Annotated in this window: 27 protein-coding genes; 5 read left to right on the forward strand and 22 right to left on the reverse strand. The window is 49.8% G+C overall.

Annotation, left to right across the window (positions count from 1 at the left end; genetic code table 11):
* Window positions 1-58: 58 nt before the first annotated feature.
* The 21 genes from B5P39_RS08070 to B5P39_RS08170 all read right to left on the reverse strand — a co-directional run bounded on the left by B5P39_RS08070 (window position 59) and on the right by B5P39_RS08170 (window position 15129).
* Window positions 59-2161, reverse strand: coding sequence for a ClpP-like prohead protease/major capsid protein fusion protein (locus B5P39_RS08070; RefSeq protein ID WP_254915723.1), 2103 nt, complete (start codon window positions 2159-2161; stop codon window positions 59-61).
* The gene (locus B5P39_RS08075; protein WP_088211101.1) at window positions 2061-3638 is read right to left on the reverse strand and encodes a phage portal protein; all 1578 of its coding nucleotides are present in this window, start codon (window positions 3636-3638) and stop codon (window positions 2061-2063) included. The genes B5P39_RS08070 and B5P39_RS08075 overlap by 101 nt, the downstream gene beginning before the upstream one ends.
* Before the next feature lie 21 nt (window positions 3639-3659).
* Window positions 3660-3866, reverse strand: a complete 207-nt coding sequence (locus B5P39_RS08080) for a hypothetical protein (RefSeq protein WP_088211102.1) — start codon at window positions 3864-3866, stop codon at window positions 3660-3662.
* A gap of 25 nt (window positions 3867-3891) precedes the next feature.
* Complete coding sequence (locus B5P39_RS08085) at window positions 3892-5892, reverse strand: phage terminase large subunit family protein (protein WP_088211103.1); 2001 nt, start codon at window positions 5890-5892, stop codon at window positions 3892-3894.
* Entirely contained in the window at window positions 5867-6400 is a 534-nt protein-coding gene (locus tag B5P39_RS08090; protein ID WP_088211104.1) for a terminase small subunit, read from the reverse strand. Before B5P39_RS08090 ends, B5P39_RS08085 begins: the two co-directional genes overlap by 26 nt.
* Window positions 6354-6689, reverse strand: coding sequence for an HP1 family phage holin (locus tag B5P39_RS08095; RefSeq protein ID WP_088211105.1), 336 nt, complete (start codon window positions 6687-6689; stop codon window positions 6354-6356). Before B5P39_RS08095 ends, B5P39_RS08090 begins: the two co-directional genes overlap by 47 nt.
* Window positions 6667-6930, reverse strand: coding sequence for an Rz1-like lysis system protein LysC (gene lysC, locus B5P39_RS25235; protein WP_441347607.1), 264 nt, complete (start codon window positions 6928-6930; stop codon window positions 6667-6669). Before lysC ends, B5P39_RS08095 begins: the two co-directional genes overlap by 23 nt.
* Window positions 6812-7315 carry a hypothetical protein gene (locus B5P39_RS08100; protein ID WP_088211106.1) on the reverse strand — a complete coding sequence of 168 codons (504 nt, stop codon included), beginning with the start codon at window positions 7313-7315 and terminating at the stop codon, window positions 6812-6814. The genes lysC and B5P39_RS08100 overlap by 119 nt, the downstream gene beginning before the upstream one ends.
* Window positions 7296-7829 (reverse strand): lysozyme, encoded by a 534-nt coding sequence (locus B5P39_RS08105; RefSeq protein ID WP_088211107.1) that lies wholly within the window; start codon window positions 7827-7829, stop codon window positions 7296-7298. The genes B5P39_RS08100 and B5P39_RS08105 overlap by 20 nt, the downstream gene beginning before the upstream one ends.
* Window positions 7830-8190: 361 nt before the next feature.
* A complete protein-coding gene (locus tag B5P39_RS08110) occupies window positions 8191-8616 on the reverse strand; it encodes a DUF4406 domain-containing protein (RefSeq protein ID WP_254915724.1) in 426 nt (141 codons plus the stop codon).
* Between the two features lie 880 nt (window positions 8617-9496).
* Window positions 9497-9883 (reverse strand): hypothetical protein, encoded by a 387-nt coding sequence (locus tag B5P39_RS08120; RefSeq protein ID WP_441347608.1) that lies wholly within the window; start codon window positions 9881-9883, stop codon window positions 9497-9499.
* On the reverse strand, window positions 9870-10088 hold the full coding sequence (locus B5P39_RS08125) for a helix-turn-helix transcriptional regulator (RefSeq protein WP_088211110.1): 219 nt from the start codon (window positions 10086-10088) through the stop codon (window positions 9870-9872). Before B5P39_RS08125 ends, B5P39_RS08120 begins: the two co-directional genes overlap by 14 nt.
* 55 nt (window positions 10089-10143) lie before the next feature.
* The gene (locus B5P39_RS08130) at window positions 10144-11403 is read right to left on the reverse strand and encodes a tyrosine-type recombinase/integrase (protein ID WP_088211111.1); all 1260 of its coding nucleotides are present in this window, start codon (window positions 11401-11403) and stop codon (window positions 10144-10146) included.
* 3 nt (window positions 11404-11406) lie between these two features.
* Window positions 11407-11649: a hypothetical protein gene (locus B5P39_RS08135; protein WP_088211112.1), complete on the reverse strand. Its 243-nt coding sequence runs from the start codon at window positions 11647-11649 to the stop codon at window positions 11407-11409.
* Window positions 11639-12022 carry a hypothetical protein gene (locus B5P39_RS08140; protein ID WP_088211113.1) on the reverse strand — a complete coding sequence of 128 codons (384 nt, stop codon included), beginning with the start codon at window positions 12020-12022 and terminating at the stop codon, window positions 11639-11641. Before B5P39_RS08140 ends, B5P39_RS08135 begins: the two co-directional genes overlap by 11 nt.
* A gap of 2 nt (window positions 12023-12024) precedes the next feature.
* The gene (locus B5P39_RS08145) at window positions 12025-12759 is read right to left on the reverse strand and encodes an ATP-binding protein (protein WP_088211114.1); all 735 of its coding nucleotides are present in this window, start codon (window positions 12757-12759) and stop codon (window positions 12025-12027) included.
* A gap of 2 nt (window positions 12760-12761) precedes the next feature.
* Entirely contained in the window at window positions 12762-13511 is a 750-nt protein-coding gene (locus B5P39_RS08150) for a helix-turn-helix domain-containing protein (RefSeq protein ID WP_088211115.1), read from the reverse strand.
* A 125-nt stretch (window positions 13512-13636) separates the two neighbouring features.
* Entirely contained in the window at window positions 13637-14065 is a 429-nt protein-coding gene (locus tag B5P39_RS24655; protein ID WP_176399872.1) for a hypothetical protein, read from the reverse strand.
* The gene (locus B5P39_RS08160; RefSeq protein WP_088211116.1) at window positions 14062-14271 is read right to left on the reverse strand and encodes a hypothetical protein; all 210 of its coding nucleotides are present in this window, start codon (window positions 14269-14271) and stop codon (window positions 14062-14064) included. The genes B5P39_RS24655 and B5P39_RS08160 overlap by 4 nt, the downstream gene beginning before the upstream one ends.
* The gene (locus tag B5P39_RS08165; RefSeq protein ID WP_088211117.1) at window positions 14261-14896 is read right to left on the reverse strand and encodes a hypothetical protein; all 636 of its coding nucleotides are present in this window, start codon (window positions 14894-14896) and stop codon (window positions 14261-14263) included. Before B5P39_RS08165 ends, B5P39_RS08160 begins: the two co-directional genes overlap by 11 nt.
* A 38-nt stretch (window positions 14897-14934) precedes the next feature.
* Window positions 14935-15129, reverse strand: a complete 195-nt coding sequence (locus B5P39_RS08170; RefSeq protein ID WP_088211118.1) for a Cro/CI family transcriptional regulator — start codon at window positions 15127-15129, stop codon at window positions 14935-14937.
* Window positions 15130-15234: 105 nt separating this feature from the next.
* Here B5P39_RS08170 and B5P39_RS08175 point away from each other — a divergent pair, with 105 nt between their 5' ends.
* Window positions 15235-15945: an XRE family transcriptional regulator gene (locus B5P39_RS08175; RefSeq protein WP_088211119.1), complete on the forward strand. Its 711-nt coding sequence runs from the start codon at window positions 15235-15237 to the stop codon at window positions 15943-15945.
* Here B5P39_RS08175 and B5P39_RS08180 read toward each other — a convergent pair.
* Window positions 15942-16550 carry a hypothetical protein gene (locus B5P39_RS08180; protein ID WP_088211120.1) on the reverse strand — a complete coding sequence of 203 codons (609 nt, stop codon included), beginning with the start codon at window positions 16548-16550 and terminating at the stop codon, window positions 15942-15944. The genes B5P39_RS08175 and B5P39_RS08180 overlap by 4 nt on opposite strands.
* A 151-nt stretch (window positions 16551-16701) precedes the next feature.
* Between B5P39_RS08180 and B5P39_RS08185 the strand changes: the two genes are divergently transcribed.
* The 4 genes from B5P39_RS08185 to B5P39_RS08200 are packed head-to-tail and all read left to right on the forward strand — an operon-like array spanning window position 16702 to window position 18291.
* Window positions 16702-17034 (forward strand): hypothetical protein, encoded by a 333-nt coding sequence (locus B5P39_RS08185; RefSeq protein WP_088211121.1) that lies wholly within the window; start codon window positions 16702-16704, stop codon window positions 17032-17034.
* Between the two features lie 28 nt (window positions 17035-17062).
* Window positions 17063-17248: a hypothetical protein gene (locus tag B5P39_RS08190; RefSeq protein WP_088211122.1), complete on the forward strand. Its 186-nt coding sequence runs from the start codon at window positions 17063-17065 to the stop codon at window positions 17246-17248.
* The gene (locus B5P39_RS08195; protein ID WP_088211123.1) at window positions 17245-17508 is read left to right on the forward strand and encodes a pyocin activator PrtN family protein; all 264 of its coding nucleotides are present in this window, start codon (window positions 17245-17247) and stop codon (window positions 17506-17508) included. The genes B5P39_RS08190 and B5P39_RS08195 overlap by 4 nt, the downstream gene beginning before the upstream one ends.
* A gap of 48 nt (window positions 17509-17556) precedes the next feature.
* Entirely contained in the window at window positions 17557-18291 is a 735-nt protein-coding gene (locus tag B5P39_RS08200; protein WP_088211124.1) for a hypothetical protein, read from the forward strand.
* The last annotated feature ends 113 nt before the right edge of the window (window positions 18292-18404 follow it).

An 18404-nucleotide genomic window follows, 5' to 3' on the forward strand; every position in this document is an offset into this window, starting at 1 on the left:
AATCTAGAATCTATAAGGGCGCAGCCCGTTCTAGCAGCGAAGCGCCCTGCTTTATTAATTACACGCCTGTTGATTTCACCAATCCACGGTAATCTAAAGGTGCAACACCGGCATCGATACGCACCTTGGTGGCTACGCCGTCGATAGTGAAGCCTTGTTGCTGCTCGATATAAGGCGTATCGATACCATCGAGGTAAGCCACCTCAATGGTGTCACGGCCTTGGCCTGCGGCGAGGAACCATGCTGCAGCGCTGCTATCATCGAGGCGAGCCTCGGCAATTACTTCGGCAAAGTTTTGGATAGGGTTAGCGATACCCGCGTTAACATCGGCCCCCTTAACCGAACTCGACTTGATGATCTGGTTAAAGGTGGTTTCTAACGCGACTGGGCAGAGTACAAACTCAGGGCGAATGTTCAGGGTGCGATTGCCTGATTTCTGCTTACGCATTAACATGCGCGCCGCATCGAGGCTGGCCACGCTAGGCGCACCGCTGCCTAGGTTGCCGTGATCGGCATGGAACAGCGCTTTACCATCGGCCAGTTTTGGATTTTGCGTTAATACCGCATAAACCAAGTCACCAATGGTTCCTTTGGCGGCAAAGCCCATTTTCATCGGGATATCAGTCAACATACTCATATCGTCGTTGATAATGGCTTGGCGGGTGATAGTGAACAACTCACCATAGGTCGCGAGGGCGATTTGTTGTGAGTGATCACCAACAGTGACGTATTTGTACTCGGCACCTTCGCGCACTTCACGCAGGCTGTTAAAGTCACCAAGGCCAACACGCTTAGCAATCTTAAAGTCGCCTAGCTGACCTTTTTTGGTCCAGCGTTCAAAGGTTTCTTCGGCGGTTTCCCAACCCATCAGCACCGACTTGTTTGCCACATCCAGCAGAATGCTACCAAAGTCGCTTGAGCTATGGGTAAAGGCTAAACCAACCATTTGCATTGGGGTCATGCTAGCGACACCAATGCCGCGATCAACCAAGCTCGCGCGGGCTAGTTCGCGCAGGTTATAGCTTGCATAGCCGTTGTCAGCTTCGGCTTTCGCATGTCCTGCACGGGTCATCAGATGTGCTCGAATCGAGTCACCGACGATATTGCCGTTGCCAGCGTAGATAAGCGCAGCATTTGGCATTTTCGCCGCTGGCGTGGTGTTTTCGCCCAACTTAGCCAAGATCATATCTTTGGCTTTATCGGCATCGATGCTGGCATCAGCGATACACTGATTCTTTAACTCGGCTAGCTGCGGGAACGCTGCAAACGCAGTGTTAATGCCATTCATGCGCGCGGTATTTAACGCAATCGCCGCCGCTTGAATAGCCGCGGCATCAGGTTGAGCTGCGGGCGCGGGTTGGTTTACTGGTGCAGGAACCTGAGCACTTGGCGCAGGGGCTGGTTGTGGTGCTGGTGCAGACGAAGGAATATTTCCCTTTGGTGCAAACAGGTTTTTTAGATGTTCAGGCATATTCGTAAAATCCTTAAGACGTTTTGAATTAAGTGATGCCGCCATTTGCAGCGGATCGGTTAGGGTGTTGGCAAAACCTTTTTCCACTGCCTCGCGGCCTGTTAGCCATGTTTCAGCGGCTAATAGGGCGTGAAGCTCATCTTCGGGTAAGCCTGTTTTTTGTTGATAGGCACCGACTAAGTTACCTTCCACTTTGTCGAGTAAATCGGCGTATTTGCGCATATCATCCGCATCACCTAGGGTTCCGCCCCAAGGCTTGTGGATCATCATCATGGCGTTTTCAGGCATGATGATTTCATCAAATGCCATGGCAATCACACTGGCCATTGACGCGGCTAGGCCATCGATATAACAGACCTTGTGCGCAGGGTGGCCTTTGATCATGTTGTAAATCGCCATCCCCTCAAACACATCACCGCCAGGCGAATGAATACGGGCGGTGATGGTACCGATCTTGCCTAGATTTTTGAGATCACGGGCGAACTGTTGGGCACTAATGCCCCAGCCGCCAATCTCGTCATAAATCATTAGCTCTGCGTTGCCGTTTTGTGCCTTGAGGCTGTACCAGCTTTGGCTTGGTTGAGAGCTGTTACTGATCTGGCTCAGCGTTGCGGCGGGCGCGATCAGCGTTCCGCTGGGCAGCATTGCGCTTAGCGTTGCTACCGCTACTGCTATTGGTGTCTTTTTCACTATTTGGATCTCCTAGCGATGGGTCGGGGTCGTTGGCGGTCACCATGTGGTTTTCACGGTTGTATTCCACCTCGCGTTTACGCTGGCGCTTCACTTCGGTTGGGTTGCGGCCTCGGGCACGGGTCCAGTCGGCTTCGGTGGCTACGTTGGCGGCAATCATCATTTCCCAACCTTCGGCCTCTTTGCGCGGGTCAATCCACGGCATAGTGGGGCCGTAGTACACTGCATCGATTAACGTGCGCAGGTCGAGATCGGGCGGTAGCACTAATGGGTCTTGCTTGTTGAGCATTTCCATCTTTAGCCAGTTTCGATACACGGGGCGCGACCAACCCGCACAAAACCATTGCTGCATAATGCGGTTCGGTTCGTCTTGCTCAACCAGCTCTTGGCGCTGGCTTGAGTAACTGCCCTTGTAGTCGCGGGCAATACTCGAGTAACTACTACGACTACCCGCGGCAACAGCCTTCATTTGGCCGTCGCGAAACTCCACTAAATGGACGTTGGGGCGATTTGATTCAATCATCCCCACATCTTCACCGGGCTTTAAATCGTCAAATGTCATGCCTGGTGCAATGGGGATTTCGCGACTGCTTGCTGCGTCATCCATGATGTACATCGAGGCATCACCACGCTTGATATAAAACGCCAGCGCAGCGGCAATCCGTGCGGCAACGCGCTCGGATTCTTCGTAGTCCTTTATGTCGGCTAAGCGAGTTAAAATGCCGTGGAATATCGACACGCCGCGCAACTGGTGCAGGCGTTTGAATAACCCGAGGTGCATCATGCTTGATGCGGCAACGGCTTTGGTTTTGTGCCGAAAGCCCACTTGATCAGCGGGGTGATCAAGCAGCACATGATAGTTAACCACTTGGCCCCAAGCGTTCACCTCAAGCCCTTGGCGTACCCGCTTTGCTGGCTCGTTAAGCTCGTAGGGGATAAAGTCTGCCTCAAGCGCCTCGATGCTATATTGGGTGCCCTGCTCGTTTGGATGACCAAACTTGCTAACACGCCCCATCACGTGCTGACCGAATACGTCACCATCACGCAGTGCGCTACGCAGCACTAAGCGCTCAAGCTCTGGGCGACTAAAGCGGCCTGTAACATCACACTTAAGCGACCAAGTGGCGAAACGGCGCTGAATATCATTGGCGAGTTCGTCCAAGATCTCGCCACTCATACTGCGCGGCTGCGGCTCAACTACAATCCCTTGAGCCCCGATCACCCGTTCTTCAAAGCGGTCTAAGATACCGATGCTTAAGTCGTGGTTTTCATCCAACCAACGGGCTTGCTCGCGCAGGCTTTTACCCGCCGCAAATACCGCTTGGTTGGCGCCGCGACTTTCCTTTTTAGCGCGGTGAGTACGGCTTGGGTTAGCCGCCTCATAGCCTTTTAGATTGCGGTAGCTCATTGCCGCCGCTTGACGCTTAAGCGCCCAATTGGGAGAAAAGAACGCCAGCGCATCGTTGATAATGCTCATGGAAAATCCTTATGGCTGACGTTAGTTAAAGCTTGCGAATTTAACGCCGCCTTGTGGGCGGCTGTAGGCCGCTTTGCGGCGTTCCCACTCCATGCGGCCTTTGCGGATTTCGCCAAGATCTTCGGTGGTCATTAACTTGCCGTTGATGGTGGTTGATTTACCCTCAAGTACATCAAGTTCGGCTGCGATATACGCATCGATCATCTGTTGGCATTGTTGTTGGCTCATGAGTTTTCCTATTGCTATCTATGCATTACAGCCAGCCACCGCCTGCACCACCGCCGCCACCGTTTAGCCAACTGTTGGCGCTTGGCTTTGGCTTGCTTGCGGGTTTAGGTTCTGCGGCGGGTTGCTCGCTATTGGCTGTGGCGATGGGTTTAACGGGCGACAACTTGTCGAGATTGATGCCAAACTTTTCGATGGCGATATACAACGCGGCCAAGGCGTAGACAAAACAGTCCAGCGCCTCGTTACGGCGCTTGCCAGCATCCCAGCGGTAAACAATGCGGCCATTTTCCCGTTTAGGAATTTTGCGTTCGGCCGTGAGCTGTTGCAGCTCAATATCGTCACAAACGGATTCATTTAGAGGGAAGTGAATTGCACCAGGCTTACGCACATCAACATCGGGGTCGATGCGCAACATAGCCATGATTAACTCTTTGGCGTTGTCGGTACCGACCTCGGTTAAGTACACGCCCTTGGCGGTGCGCTTACGCGGAAAATTAGCAATCGGCTTGCCGTAGACGTTGGCGCCCTTCATAGGGATCACCCGCATTACGCCAAGCTTTTTACTCATGGCGTATACATCGTCGGTGTAGTGACCGCCAGAGTCCCAACCCGCCACGCCAATATTGAGGATCACCCCATCGGCACGGGCGTAACTTTGGCCGATACGCTCGGCTACTTTGTCTTTTAATACTTGGCTGGATGGATCGCCATACAGGATAAAGCGGTCAATAAGCGCGACTTCTTTACCAGCGCCCCAGCCCCATACACGGCCCTCATAACGGTCGTCTTGGGTGTCGATACCGCAGGTGAGATACACCACCCAATCAGGCACTTTTCCACTGGGGTACATTTCGCGGCGGCGTTTTAAATCTTCCCATTCAACGCGCTCGCCAGTGTCGTTATCCCACGGCAAGCCAAGCTTGGTGTTGATAAAGGTCTGGAGCTTTTCTTTATCGCCTTTGGCCTTTAAAAACTCGGTGACCAATTTTGCCCAGCTATTGAGCGAGTTATATGCCGACCAAATATGAATTGAGATATTGGGCGGCGTGGTGATGTCGTTGCCTTCGGCATCGTAAAAATCAATAAAGTCGCGGGTGCGAATGCCGGTGTTTTCACAAATCCAGATTGCGCGACTATCCAACTCCATATCATCGAGCTGGTTGTTTTCAATGCAGCAACCGCAGTGCTCACACAAATAGTAAGCGGTGCTTGGGTCGTGCTCGCCTTTATCATTTTTGCGCCACTTAATCCCGAATGCTTCTTCGGCACCGCCCCATTTAAGCGATTGTAGTTCGCCGCAGTGTGGGCACGGTAAATTGAATTTAAAAAAGTGCGGCGATTCGCTGCAGGCCTTTTCCATTTGGCATGTGCCGAGCACTTTAGGCGTTGATCCCCTGATTGATTTGGGGAACATCGACAGCTCGATACGGGTATCACCTAATGAGGTGGCGTTACCTTCGTGCTCGATGGATTCATCAAAACCCGCTAGCTCATCGTAGATCACATCATCGGTGGATATTTCGCGGTAGTTGGCAGCAGCCGTACCACCGCGCACCATGAGCGTTTTGCCGTTGCTGAAGATTTTATCTTCCAGCGTGCTGTCTTTATGTTTGCGCCCCATCCACGGAGCCAGCTCACGCCAAACGGGGATATCGCGGATCGCCGTTTCAACGTGCTTTTTCATAAAGGTTTTGGCTTGACCATCACGCGGCTGGTAGATCAGCACGTTGCGCTTTTTGTGCTCAATCTTGTAGGCCGCGTTAGCCATGAGCATTTTGGTGTAACCGACCCGCGCTGACTTCATTAAGTTGAGCACGCTGATTTGGTCGTTACCCATGGCATTAAGAATGCCGATTTGAAACGGTAAGCTCTCCCACTTGCCCTCGGTATAACTGGACTCCGACGACATATAAAAATGCTCGTCGGCGTACTCTGAGCAAGTGAGTATGGGCGGGCGATAGAATCCGCGCAGCCCAGCAGCAACGGCAGCTTTCAGATTTTTAATCTGTGCTGCCGATATACTCATGTAGATAATCCTCGATACCCGCCGCCAGCTCGGCAACGGTGTTTTGACTTTTAATCATCTCCGCTCTAAATGCATCGATATAGCGTTCTGGAATGTCGGGATATTTGCGCTTCATCCGAATGTGGGTTTGATCCAACACTGGCGCGATTTGGGCTGAGATTCGATTAAGCACAAAGGTACAAAAGCCGACTTCAACGACTTCTTGGCGCTCTTTTTCGTTTTTAAGTTCTTGCCCGTCTGCTTGAGCTTTGGTTAAGCGCCAGCGCTCATAGTCGAGATCTGGCTTTTCTGGATCATCTTCATCAGGTTTGCTGAGGTGTTTTTTACGCTCGTTGGCTACGCGATTGGCGACGACATCGGCCATGGTGTACAAACACTCACGGCCCTTTTTGCTGTGAATTGGTACATCCCATTTATCAAACGCTTGGGTACTGATACCGAGACTTTTGCACAGGTCGGTTTTATTTAGCAGAACAGGCGCTGTCTCTTGGGGTTGAATGCGGGCCATTAGGATGCTGTACCTTTTCTAACTTGGCAGCTAACAGCTGCATTTCTGCCATATGCAACTCTTGCTTACGCTGTTCGTCTTTATCTTCTTGTCGTTGTTCTCGGCGGCGGCGCAGTTCCTGATAAAGCATGTTGCCGAGGTAGGTGAGGATTGCCAGCACGATACCTACCAGAATCGCCACTTTATCCATGCTGACTGCACCTCCTAATGTGCTGATAAATGACGAGATATAAGCTGTCAGCGATAGACTCTTCTGCGTGGTCACATCATTGATGTAGGGATTGCTCATACTCTTTTTCCGTTCGCCATTTTTCGAGGGTTTGCCAATCGGCATCGCATTTTTTAATGACTGCTAGTTGCTGCGTTAGGCAATCTGCTAGGTCGGCGTTTTCGCCAGTGTTTTGTAACAGGTCACATTCGGCGGGCAAGCACTGGCTGATTAACTCTTTCGGCAGCAACACATACTGGGTCTGCTTGGTGACTACGGTGCGCACAATAGGCTGCGTGCTTGAGCAGCCGCCGAACATCATCAGGCACGGCAGTATTAGCCCAACTGCGAGTTTGTTCATTGGCTGAGGTCCTTAGTTTTTTAATGGCGTCGCGCTGATCGGCAAGCTGCTTGTCAATCTCGGCCTTGGCTTTGGCGGCTTGTTGATTGAGCGCTAAGGCAAAGGCGTAATCCTTGGCGAGCCGGTCACGTTCTTTAGCCTGCGCTTGCAGCTCATCTGTAACGGTCGTGAGGTCATCCTGCAACATGCGTTGGTTAATGACGGCAGACTCTAGCTGTGATTTTTTAAGCGCTAGGTCGGTTTTAGTGGCGGTGAGGCTGATACCCAGTAATGCAATCACCAGTATCAGCGCGCCGATGATATACAGGTGGAATGTGCCAGTGGCGTTAATCAGTTTTTGGAACATAGAGATCCTTAAGGCATATCGCCTGTTCTTTTTGGCGCCGTACTTCTAAACCTGGCAATTTGACGTTATTGGCATAAACGAAACCATTGCAGCCATGTTTGCCGCAGGCTTCGGTGAGTTGACGGCAGGCCGCTACCCGTTCGCCACGCTTTAACAGCTTTAGCAACGTGGAGGATTGAAAGTTACCGGCGCCAAAGTTGTAAATGAGACTGAGGTAAGCGGCGTGCTCACCTTCGGTAAGCTGCACCGGATAAGTGAGGCGGCGCAGCTGGCGATCCGCTTTGCCTAAATCCTCGGCGAACATTTCAATGCATTGTTGTTCGCTAAAAAACTGGTTGAGTTCAAGCTCGGGGCCTGTGTGCCCAAAGCAAGCGGTAATGATTTGCACCGGATCAAGGTAGGTGTGCAAAATCGGCTCACCGTTTGGTGCTTCGGCTGGGGCAATTAAATTCGCCCCCGCCAATGCAACAGCAGAGGCCAGCCCAAGTGCCATGAGCTTTTGCTTTAATGACATGGGCAATACTCCTGTAAGTTGGTTAGCCTTAGCGCGGCCAACGGTTAGATCAACGGTGAAGGTGGCCGCCTCTAACTGCTGATGTTTTTAGTGTCTTTCAACGTCCTAGGCGTATTGTCAGCACCTAGGCAACACATACCCACCACGGCCACCATTGCAGTGGCCGCTTTTGTTCAGCTGGGGTTGGCTTCACATAATCTTTTGGCGCTACTGATGCATTAACGGGGCGCGAACCCGAACTACGTCATGCCGTTACCATTCCGAAAAAATGGCTCGACCACCTTTCGCTGACTGCGTTGCTTTTTGCTTAGAGCAATGCGAACTCTCTTTTGGATTACACCTGTGAGAAATCAGGCGGCGGTTATTGATCACCCCGCAAACCGAGCAGCGCTATTTCATGATCCACCCCATCTTGAAAAACAATCTCTAAGCCAAGTTTGCTAGCCAGCGCATATTCCGCTTTGGCACCTTTTGAGCTAGCCCAGTTATCCAGCAGATAAATCCGGTCGCAGCACATCAACATCGGCAAGCAAATTGCCATGTACTCTGGTTCGGTTAATCCATCCGGTAGGGTTGCAGGGTTAAGCACAATATGACCAAGCTCGCGCTGAACATCGGCAGCCAAATGAAACTCGGGGCGATTGCAATCAATCAACCCTGTCATAGGGCCAGCGATGTAAACCTTTTTGCGGAGCGAGACACGAGCCATAAAAGCACCAAATAAAAAGGCTCCACGAGGGAGCCTTTGAGCGGGAGAGAGCGCAACTTTGAAACGAAGCTTTAGCAAGCGTATATAAATCTACTCGATTTTAAGGGGTTTGAAAGCGGCAGATCTGCCGCATTATGCGGCAAATGTGCCGTTTCCAATTTTGTAAAGGTGTGATATGTGAAACTTTAATCACAGCAATCTTTTCTTTTTACTTATCAGTTAAGTGATTTACTCACGCTTCAATCTAAACTTTTTAAATTACTTATCACTTAACTGATTTTGAACGTATAGACAGCACCATTTTCCCAGCATCGGCAAAATGGTTTATGGACAAACTGCGAGAGTGTTTTGATTGAATGATCGAACGATCAAAAAAGATCTAGCAAAGTTGTTATTTAGCTAGGTAGCGAAAACATAAAAAATACGAGTTCGCGCAAAGTTAAAAACTTACTTTAAAATCAAAAGATTAATAAGCGGTTAATGCTTAGACATTCCAAGGTTAAAGCTGCTGTCACATAAAACAACAACTCAACACCAGAAAATTTTCGTATGTAGTGAGCCACTGCGCGTCACCGCCCCCGCAGTGAAGGCGGCCAGAAGGACCCGTGATGATAACAGGTCGCATCTGGACTTGTTGATAGTAATTCTCACTTAAGAAGCTGCCACTTGTGACCGTTTGGACATACCGCTCGCTTAGAGCCAGACTTAGTTTGAGTTAACACCTCTCCACACTTACCACATCGAACATCGGCTACACGCTGCACCATAGCGGTGTTAATACGTTCAATGTTGTTCTTCCTGACATTATTCTTTGGAAGTAACCCAAGGGCCTTTAAAGTTCGTTTGTATTCGCTCGCTATCCACTTACCATCAGGTTCATGATGCAATCCATCTCCCATCATATCTCCCAGCTTGATTAACTGACGTTGTAAGTACGCAGTATCACCCATCACTCACCTCACTTTGCTAATTGCATTTCGGCTCGTCTGAGCCAGTAGATATAAGACTTCTTACTGTCGAACCCCATCAGTGCCCATTGGCCTTTACACACATACTGAGCACGTATAGCGCGCTTGCAATTGATTGATAGCCGATCAATCACCAGGTCGTACTGGGCCACATGCTTAGGCACCTTCAGCTCATGCACGACAGCACCACCACGCGATATAGGATCGCCCAACTTATCGCAGGCGCTACGACTGCCGTAGCTGCGGCCAAGTTCTTGGAATGCCCAATAGCGGCCCCATTCATTCAACCCAGCCCGCAACGCGGCCATGTTGGTGAAATCCTCCCGCAAATCCCTGTGCTTCTTCCATTCGCCTAACTGGTTTTTAGATGGTTCCATTCGCCACTCCCGCGATTTGCTCAATCGATAACTGAAATACATCATCCAAGATGGCAAGAAAGTGATTGCTCGGTACTGCACACTTGCCGCTTTCCCAGCGCTGATATGTCCTGCGGTCTACACCATAAATTTCGGCGACTTCATGCTGGCTAAACCCACGAATCGAGCGCCCCGTTTTGAGAATTACTGCTGACCGATTGCTCATAAAATCACCTCAATTAGTGCCATTGCATACTCCTTAGGGGTTGATGCAACGATCATCACAGCCACCCGCTAGCCATCTGGGTTTGCGTGCTCTGACTCTTTACCGACGATCTAGGGATTATCTCGGGCGCAACCTCGTTAAAACCGCGCAAAATTAAATGAGCATGATAAGCATCGAGTGCACTCAACATACCCTTATCCAAAGTCGAGTGAACATAGGTACGCAAAAGCACAGGCAAGGCATGATTAAGCAGCCGCTCGCCGACCATCGTATCCACACCCATATCGGCAATAATGGTGCGGCAAAGCTTTCTAAGCGCATGAGACGTAAACGCCTTAAAGCGAATTTCCTCACTCCAATACTGCGCAGTACGAATACTAATCGCCCCCTCATCACCCGCGAATAAAAACGCCCGCTTACCCACATGCTTAACCTGCCACTGCAAGTAATGCGTCAACAACGCCTTAGCCGTTGGCGTTAATGGCAACCTATGCTCTTGGCGGTTCTTCGCATTAGTAGCCGGGATAATCCACCAATCACCCGCAAAATGCTCCCACCGTGCCAAACGAGTCTCGTTAATGCGGGTACCAAACATCAGCATCAACATAAACAACATCGCCACAGGCCAAATAGCATCACGCAGCGCAGTAAACAACGGCCCTAAGTCAGACTCCATCAACTGCGTTCCTACACTCGGCGCCATCTTCAAACTCATTTCCACCCGATACCCCGCCAGCGCATTGCCCTCCACCAAACGCAAATCAGCCGCCGCACTTATCGCCCGCTTAAAAATCTTCACCGCGCACTTGATGTAGTTAGTCGAATAACCCTCAGCCAACATCGGCTTAACCAAGCGCAGATCAACCGCCACAAACGACAACTCAGCCAGCGGCAAATCAGCAAACATCCCTAGCAAATGCTTACTCACCACTGATTTACAATTCGCCCGCCAACTCTGGCTAAACGAGCGATTGCCCTCGATATGGCCCAAAAACCACTTAAGCAGATCAACCACAGTCGCAAACTCACCGCGCAACACCTCAGCACCCGCACTACGCTTAGCCATCAATACAGGTAACTGATCTAAAAACGTCTTAATACACATGTCTGGCCACACACCTTGCTTTTGCCAAACCGTCTTACCGCCTTCATTAACCACCAAAAATAACGAGGCCTTTTTACGATCAGCCGTTGCCCGCAAACGCAACTGCGGATATTCAGGATCACGATAATCCCGCGTCACCCCGCCACGCAGCCAGCGGCGCATAGGTGCATCTTTCAGCTTGCCAACTTCAACACCACTCGCGTTAGCCATCGCCTAAGCCTCCAACCGATACTCAAAGGTATTTTTAGTGCCATGGCGAACACGCTTAAAACGCTTATCCAGCGGCATATCCCTAAACCTCGCACTTAACGCCGTTTCGCTATCGTATGAACCAAAGCGGGTTAAACACTCCTGTTGGATCTCAAACAGCGTCCAATAACGTGACCCGGTAATAATCTTTGCTAGGCGTTCACGCTGAGTTAACGGCTTAGCCGGTTGAGTTGAATTACTGCTCATGGGGAACTCCTCTAAATCGCTTTGACTGCCTTACCAAAAACTGATTTGCCTGTTTACGCGCAGCGGGCCCACCCTGAGCAAATATCCTTTCGTACTCGATACAAACGGAATGCTTAAATTCAGGAGGGATAACCGACATATGCTTTACAATCTTCTCCATGTCCGACTCACCACCGCGGCAATGCCACATTTGAGGTAGTTCGCGCTCACGCAAAAAACCTTGGGCCCGTAACTCAGCTGCAGTCACCGCTTTTGGTACAAACAACTGCGCATCATTAACCGCCTCTTGCACAACAGGACGCGCCGCAGTATTGCTCACCAAAGCCGAATAAAAATCGGGCGCATCATCGGGTAATTGCTTAAGTGCCGCCATGCTCACCTCCGCTTACCGCGATAACTCGGCCAATTGAACGTCACCGCCACCGTGGCCGCATCGCGCAACCGCTCATAAGCCCGTTCACCCAACATCTTTTGCAGCGACTCAGTATCAAGATTGGTAATAAACCCAGTCGATTTAAGCCCGTACAAACGCTTATCGATAATCCGCGTTAACCACAGCATCTCGTCAACACTGCCGCGTTGCAGGCCAATCTCATCGATAATCAACAACTCAGGTCGCATAAACTCGGCAATCAGGCGCTCCTCAGTCAGCGAACGGTCGTTATAGCTCTCACGTACCCGAGCAAACAGGTCCATCACACTCAGCAACACCACGGTGTGGTGTTTAGCCATCAACGCATTAGCAATCGCCGCCGCCAAATGGTTTTTGCCCGTGCCAGGTGTACCGATAAACAAAAAACCCTTACCCACGGCCGACAGCTCGGCAAACTTCTCCACATAGCGCTTAGCCAAATCGAGCGCCTTGCGCTGATCTTCTCGCTCAACCTGATAATTATCAAAAGAACAACTTAAAAAATGGGCATTCAAACCGCTCTTACCAAACAGCGCGTTATTCACTCGAGTACGATGTTCAATCGACTTTTCCAACTCATCACGGCGTTGCAACTCACGAAACTTTTGGCGATAAACCTCTGGCGAATCAGGCTTGATATGCTCAGGGCAACCAAGGCGTTTCAGCAACTTGTTAACCTCTTGGCTCATATCCATCATCGTCAAAGCTCCGTATTAAACTGGCTGCTCACCGAATCAAACCGCGCTGCCGACTCGTGATAAACCGCAATATCCAAATGCGAGTTATGCACGGCAGGCTTAGGCAACGGCGTTAACCAATGGCGTTCGCGGATAAACTTGATGATGCCAAGCACAAACTGGCCATTCGCGCTAAAGCCCCAACTCGGGTCAACCTCCACCGCGTTTTTCAGCCACGTTACCGCCAACACACAATCGTCATCGGTCAACTTTTCCGACTTCCACGCCTTCCAAGCAGCCGCATCCGACCCGCCCTTGCGATGGGCTGGATAGGCTTTAAAAAACGCATTGAAAACCGACTTAGAACAACTCGCAGGACAAGACTCTTTTAAAGATTCATTGACTGGTTCTAAAGAGTGACTGATTCCGGTGCTATCTGGTGGCATAGGGGGTGTGCTATCTGGTGGCATACCTATGCTATCTGGTGGCATAGGCTGTGCTACCTGCTGGCATAGGGTCAGGGTGTAAACATTCGATAAATTACCCTTAGGTCCCTTGCGAGACTCAATCTTAAGTAGCCCGGCTTCGGCAAGATCGGCTATATGCTTTCGTACCGTGCTTTTGCCGATTTCACACTGCTCAGCAATATACTGATGACTCGGCCAGCACTCGCCTTGATCATTCGCATTATCAGCGAGTTTAATCAGCACCAGCTTACGCAGTGGATTACCCACCTTGGCCTTCATCGCCTTAACCATCAATTCCATGCTCATAGCGCACCACCAAACCCAGCGCTAGCCAGCACAAAATTGACGAAATACCCATGTATACGTAACATGTAATCGCCTCTCTATAGGTATTAAGCCCGCGTCCAGTCGCCAAACTTCAGCGGGCTTTCTTATTTCAAACGCACTGCACTACCCGAAAACTGATACCCAGCATCCAACACCCGCGCAGCAATCGCCTCAGCACTCGTTGTTGGTGATGTGCGGATCACGTTAGCCAGTAAAGCGATATCTTGATTGCGTTCAATGCGAGCGACCTCAGACAATTGCTGATTACGCTCTAAGCGTTCAAACTCAGCATCTTCTTCAGGTGTATGTGGGATATTTGCGCCGCTATCGCCAACAACGCCAATCGCCTGATTTAACGCAGGCCAATTGCGGTAACGATTCTTAGGCACAACCATAGGACTCGCATCGTTAATAGAAGCGGGTTCAAAATAAACCTCGAACTTATCACTTAACTGATTTGATTCGGCCTTAACCGTAACCTCATCGGCATAATCAAACGGTGCTTTCACCGCAACCTCATCTGCATAACTCATCGTTTCACGCTCCCTTTCATCGCCGCATCGCGCTCAAAATCATCACGGCAATCGGCATCACAAAAAATCCGAGGCGCCTCAACAGGCTCGCGGCACCAATAGCAACAGCCAGTAAATGGCCGCATTACAGCGCGTACTCTGCTAGCCATTGCCACTTGCAGCTGCAACTCAACTAATGCGTTAGCATCATCCGCTTTATCCGACATCGGCCACCCGCTTAAAGCATTCAAAATCGCTCTTGTTTAAATCAGCAGCGCGTTTATCAGCCAAAAACGGATAAGCCAGTTCAAGCGCAGCCATACTGCCCTGAGTAGTCGCAGCCGACTCTTTAAGTTCTTTATAAGCTCGCAGCACTTCGTCTTTACTCGGGTTAGCGACTAAATGAATCACCGCAATTTGCGCCTCGGCGTTCTCTTTAGTCAGCTGTGCAGCCATATCAGCAACATGCAGCACATGGCCGTCACTCATGCGATCGGCAATCACCGTCACCCCAGTGCAGCCAAACACATCATTGAGATACTGCACCCGCAAATGCTCAGGCAACGCCGCCACTAACGGCTGCTCGATATAAAACAACTGATCTGCCTGCGGATGCAGCCCCTCATATTGCCCAAGCCAACGGAACAGCTTTTGCGCATTCACCCGCGCGTTGTTATGCACATCATCGGTGCGTGCAAAGCTAATACCCTCTGCGGCCAACACCTCGTTAAGCCCAAGGCGATCAACCGCCGCCACAAAATCCATCGCCAACCAAGCGCGGCTCATCTTTGGCAACTCAAGCACCCGATGAATGGTTTTCATCAACAAACTCAACCGTGATTGCTGTTTCATGCTAAAAATCCTCTCTCTGATAATGTTAAAAACATGACTTAAGCCGCTGTTTGGGGATTTGGCAGTAATGGGGAAACTGCTTTTAACTTCCCTTCGGTTAGCAGCTCAATTTGATAAGCGCGAAGCTCTGGAACATCATCAGGCCATTTAGATATCGCCGCTTGTGACACCCCAATAGCGGCCGCTAACTTAACCTGTGAACCAAAGTGATCTATGGCTGCGGCTTTTTTCATAATGACTCCGAAGTTAATAAAACAGCCCAAGAATATAACCACAGTTAATCATAGTCAATAACTTTGGTTAGTTGTTATATATAACCTAGGTAATATAATTAACTGATGAAAACACTTGCCCAAAACATACGTGACAGAATGGAAGCCATCGGCATGACTCAAAAAGAGTTAGCTGAGCGCGCAAACATCTCTCAAGTCATGGTTCACAAACTGGTTTCTGGTAAAACCACGACCACTTCTAAGTTGCTGGATTTAGCGAAGGCACTCGGCTGTTCGGCTGAAGAACTGCAATACGGAACAGGGCAATCAGATCAACGCTCGACTGCAGCAGTTGAATCTAATGCAGTGTTTGCAGGTGGATTTGAGACATGGGACAGAAACAGCCCACTAGGTGATGATGAGGTGGAGGTACCGTTTTACATGGAGGTTGAGCTAGCCGCAGGTACTGGAATTGCCGATATACGCGAATATTACGGCCCCAAACTCCGCTTTGCTAAATCAACTCTTAGGCGTCAAGGCGTTAGTGCCGACGATGCGGTGTGTGTAAAAGTAAATGGCAATAGTATGGAGCCAGTGTTACCGAATGGCTCAACGGTGGGAGTTGACACCTCACACACCGATATTATCGACGGTAAAATGTATGCCATTAACCACGATGGCATGCTGCGGGTAAAAATGCTCTACAAGTTACCAGGTGGCGGCATTCGCCTACGTAGCTACAACCTAGACGAATGGCCAGACGAACACATCAACGCCGAACAGCTAAAACACATCAAAATCATCGGCAAAGTGTTTTGGTATTCGGTGCTTATTTAGAGCTTAGTGATATTAACTGAAGCGCTACCACCACTGTGCTGACAGATAACTGTGACCTTTACGCCATTGCTCTGGTCTATAAATGAATCCGCATTTGCCGATTGGTTACGTGTTAAAAGCGCCTCATTAAACCCTGTTTCTAAAAGATAATCTTTAAACTTATCAATCCGTTTACCAAATTTACAAGGTACTGACCTCTTAATATCAACACTGATAAACCTTATCTTGTTTTCCTGAGTTTCAAACAACACGCGATACTGCTCATTCTCAGCAACCACGTTTTGGCCTTCGTTGATATCAACATCAAAATCAAGTGCCGCATCAACATTAAACCGATCAATATAGCTAACGATATTCTTAACATTAGCGTTAAACGGATTGCTTGGAGCAGTGTAGATTTCAGCAGGTTCTTGAGCGGTAGGCGTTGTCGCTACAGGCTTGCTATCAACAATCAAAATCCATTGAATGCCAACAGCGATGATCATAACAGTAGCAATCCAAGTGAACGTCGTTGTTTTCGGTCTTAGTTTATTGCCACAATGCGGACAAATCTTCGCTTTATCACTTACCTTACCACTGCACTCTTTACAGTTAACAAGCGCCATAAACCCTCCTTAGTTCAAAGCCTTATTTATATCACCAACGCTTAACAAATTCACTAAACCCAAAAATAACCAAAAATAATTAACCACAGTTATTGACCAGTTAATTAACTGTGGTTATATTTTACCTGTACCCACTACCGAGGACAGGGAAATGATCTTAACCAGAGTTCAAACATCAGCAAAACAGCGCACCGAGTTTCGTCTACTGGTCGCCATCCGCTTTGCATGCCTAATGGCTATCGCCAAAGGCCACCAAAACCCAATGGACTGCCCACGGGTACAAGCGCGTTGTAGCGATCTCACCAAGCACTTTGCCTACAACCACCCAAGCCCAGCCTTTCACAGCCAATACATAGGCCGCATTGGCGAGCTCGGCAACAGCTTTGGCCTGCGCTTTAACGAACCCAAGCAAGGCTTGTTTGGCACCGTCACCGTTTGGCGCAACGACCAAGCGCCAACCAACGTGCATCAACTCGCTTGCTAATCGTTGCTCGTTAATGAGAGGAGCGGCCATGAGCGCAACTAATGTAAGTGCCTTAAGCGATCACTGCGATAAACAAATCGCCGAAACCCAAAAGCTGATAGCCGATTACCCGCACGAACGGGCAGCGCTCGAAAGAGTTATCACCGGCTGGCGCGCCACCAAACGCCGCCACCTAGCCCTGATAAATAACATTCAACCCAAGGATCCAGTATGAACACCGCCTTTTTACTCATGGCCCAGTTCAACAAAGTGATCGTGCCACTGGAAGAAATCAGCAAAGAGTTTTTTGCACTCGAGCCACGCACCGCAGCGAACTACGCCAAAGCAGGCCGCTTGCCCGTCCCCGCCTTTCGCGGCGGCGAAGGCAATAAAGCCCCGTGGCTGGTCAACGTCAACGACCTAGCCGCCTATCTCGACAAACAGCGCGACGCAGCCGCAAAAGACCAGATTAGCAACCAAAGCCGCGCAGCCTAGAAGTTAAACCTTAACCAGCTTAGCAAGCAGCAAAAAGCGAGAGAGAAAATGAAAACCAAATTCAACATTGAATACCTGCCAATGCTGGCAGCGTTCGCCGCTAAAAATGATGTTCGTTACTATCTAAACGGCTTTCACGTAAAGCCGCACCCCGAAAAAGGCGTGATCCTCACCGCCACTGACGGCCATTGCCTCGTCACTATTTATGACGAGGACGGCTTTAGCGATGGCGAGTACATTTACCCAATCAGTAAAGACTTGGTCAAAGCCGCCAACAAAAAGTATTTACCTTCCATTCAAAACATCTTTATCAACGATGGCGTGGCAATGCTCACATCGATTTGCGACATCCTTGATACCTTCACCACCTTTGAAGCGTTGGGCATCGAGGAACGTAAGCTTATTACTCACATTGAGTTTATTAACCCAATCGATGGTCGTTACCCAAATGCAGGCAAACTCTTTAAATCACGGCTAAGTGATGAAAACTTAAAGCCAGCATCAACAATTGGCATGAATGTTAACCTGCTCAGCCGCCTATCAAAATTGAATTACTGCAAGATTAACGGTGCTGTTTTGCACCTAGCAGAAAAGAATTCGCTGATTGTAGTCATGGGTTTAAAAAAAGAAATCGTCGCCATGATCATGCCTATGACATTGGACAAATCAGAGTCAGCACCTCCAGCAGACTTTGTGAATCACGCCGGACACCAACCAGCAGAACCAACCGCCGAAGCCGCCACGGAATCAACCTCTACCCAAGCACAAGCCAGCGCCGCTTGATAGTTGCCACCATTCACGAAAGAAGGAATAGAGCATGACACAACGTATCGAATGCAGCCGCCGCACCTGCCGCTGGACGGGTAGACACTCAGAGTTAAGCAAGATCGCTGACC

It is taken from the genome of Shewanella sp. Shew256 (genome assembly GCF_002196695.1).
Taxonomy (GTDB): domain Bacteria; phylum Pseudomonadota; class Gammaproteobacteria; order Enterobacterales; family Shewanellaceae; genus Shewanella; species Shewanella mangrovisoli.

Bases quoted from the DNA above. Each gene is read 5' to 3' on its own strand.
- B5P39_RS08075 (WP_088211101.1), bottom strand. From the start codon at position 3,638: ATGAGCATTATCAACGATGCGCTGGCGTTCTTTTCTCCCAATTGGGCG.
- B5P39_RS08080 (WP_088211102.1), bottom strand. From the start codon at position 3,866: ATGAGCCAACAACAATGCCAACAGATGATCGATGCGTATATCGCAGCC.
- B5P39_RS08085 (WP_088211103.1), bottom strand. From the start codon at position 5,892: ATGAGTATATCGGCAGCACAGATTAAAAATCTGAAAGCTGCCGTTGCT.
- B5P39_RS08090 (WP_088211104.1), bottom strand. From the start codon at position 6,400: ATGGCCCGCATTCAACCCCAAGAGACAGCGCCTGTTCTGCTAAATAAA.
- B5P39_RS08095 (WP_088211105.1), bottom strand. From the start codon at position 6,689: ATGAGCAATCCCTACATCAATGATGTGACCACGCAGAAGAGTCTATCG.
- lysC (WP_441347607.1), bottom strand. From the start codon at position 6,930: ATGATGTTCGGCGGCTGCTCAAGCACGCAGCCTATTGTGCGCACCGTA.
- B5P39_RS08100 (WP_088211106.1), bottom strand. From the start codon at position 7,315: ATGTTCCAAAAACTGATTAACGCCACTGGCACATTCCACCTGTATATC.
- B5P39_RS08105 (WP_088211107.1), bottom strand. From the start codon at position 7,829: ATGTCATTAAAGCAAAAGCTCATGGCACTTGGGCTGGCCTCTGCTGTT.
- B5P39_RS08120 (WP_441347608.1), bottom strand. From the start codon at position 9,883: ATGGAACCATCTAAAAACCAGTTAGGCGAATGGAAGAAGCACAGGGAT.
- B5P39_RS08125 (WP_088211110.1), bottom strand. From the start codon at position 10,088: ATGAGCAATCGGTCAGCAGTAATTCTCAAAACGGGGCGCTCGATTCGT.
- B5P39_RS08130 (WP_088211111.1), bottom strand. From the start codon at position 11,403: ATGGCTAACGCGAGTGGTGTTGAAGTTGGCAAGCTGAAAGATGCACCT.
- B5P39_RS08135 (WP_088211112.1), bottom strand. From the start codon at position 11,649: ATGAGCAGTAATTCAACTCAACCGGCTAAGCCGTTAACTCAGCGTGAA.
- B5P39_RS08140 (WP_088211113.1), bottom strand. From the start codon at position 12,022: ATGGCGGCACTTAAGCAATTACCCGATGATGCGCCCGATTTTTATTCG.
- B5P39_RS08145 (WP_088211114.1), bottom strand. From the start codon at position 12,759: ATGATGGATATGAGCCAAGAGGTTAACAAGTTGCTGAAACGCCTTGGT.
- B5P39_RS08150 (WP_088211115.1), bottom strand. From the start codon at position 13,511: ATGAGCATGGAATTGATGGTTAAGGCGATGAAGGCCAAGGTGGGTAAT.
- B5P39_RS24655 (WP_176399872.1), bottom strand. From the start codon at position 14,065: ATGAGTTATGCAGATGAGGTTGCGGTGAAAGCACCGTTTGATTATGCC.
- B5P39_RS08160 (WP_088211116.1), bottom strand. From the start codon at position 14,271: ATGTCGGATAAAGCGGATGATGCTAACGCATTAGTTGAGTTGCAGCTG.
- B5P39_RS08165 (WP_088211117.1), bottom strand. From the start codon at position 14,896: ATGAAACAGCAATCACGGTTGAGTTTGTTGATGAAAACCATTCATCGG.
- B5P39_RS08170 (WP_088211118.1), bottom strand. From the start codon at position 15,129: ATGAAAAAAGCCGCAGCCATAGATCACTTTGGTTCACAGGTTAAGTTA.
- B5P39_RS08175 (WP_088211119.1), top strand. From the start codon at position 15,235: ATGAAAACACTTGCCCAAAACATACGTGACAGAATGGAAGCCATCGGC.
- B5P39_RS08180 (WP_088211120.1), bottom strand. From the start codon at position 16,550: ATGGCGCTTGTTAACTGTAAAGAGTGCAGTGGTAAGGTAAGTGATAAA.
- B5P39_RS08185 (WP_088211121.1), top strand. From the start codon at position 16,702: ATGATCTTAACCAGAGTTCAAACATCAGCAAAACAGCGCACCGAGTTT.
- B5P39_RS08190 (WP_088211122.1), top strand. From the start codon at position 17,063: ATGAGCGCAACTAATGTAAGTGCCTTAAGCGATCACTGCGATAAACAA.
- B5P39_RS08195 (WP_088211123.1), top strand. From the start codon at position 17,245: ATGAACACCGCCTTTTTACTCATGGCCCAGTTCAACAAAGTGATCGTG.
- B5P39_RS08200 (WP_088211124.1), top strand. From the start codon at position 17,557: ATGAAAACCAAATTCAACATTGAATACCTGCCAATGCTGGCAGCGTTC.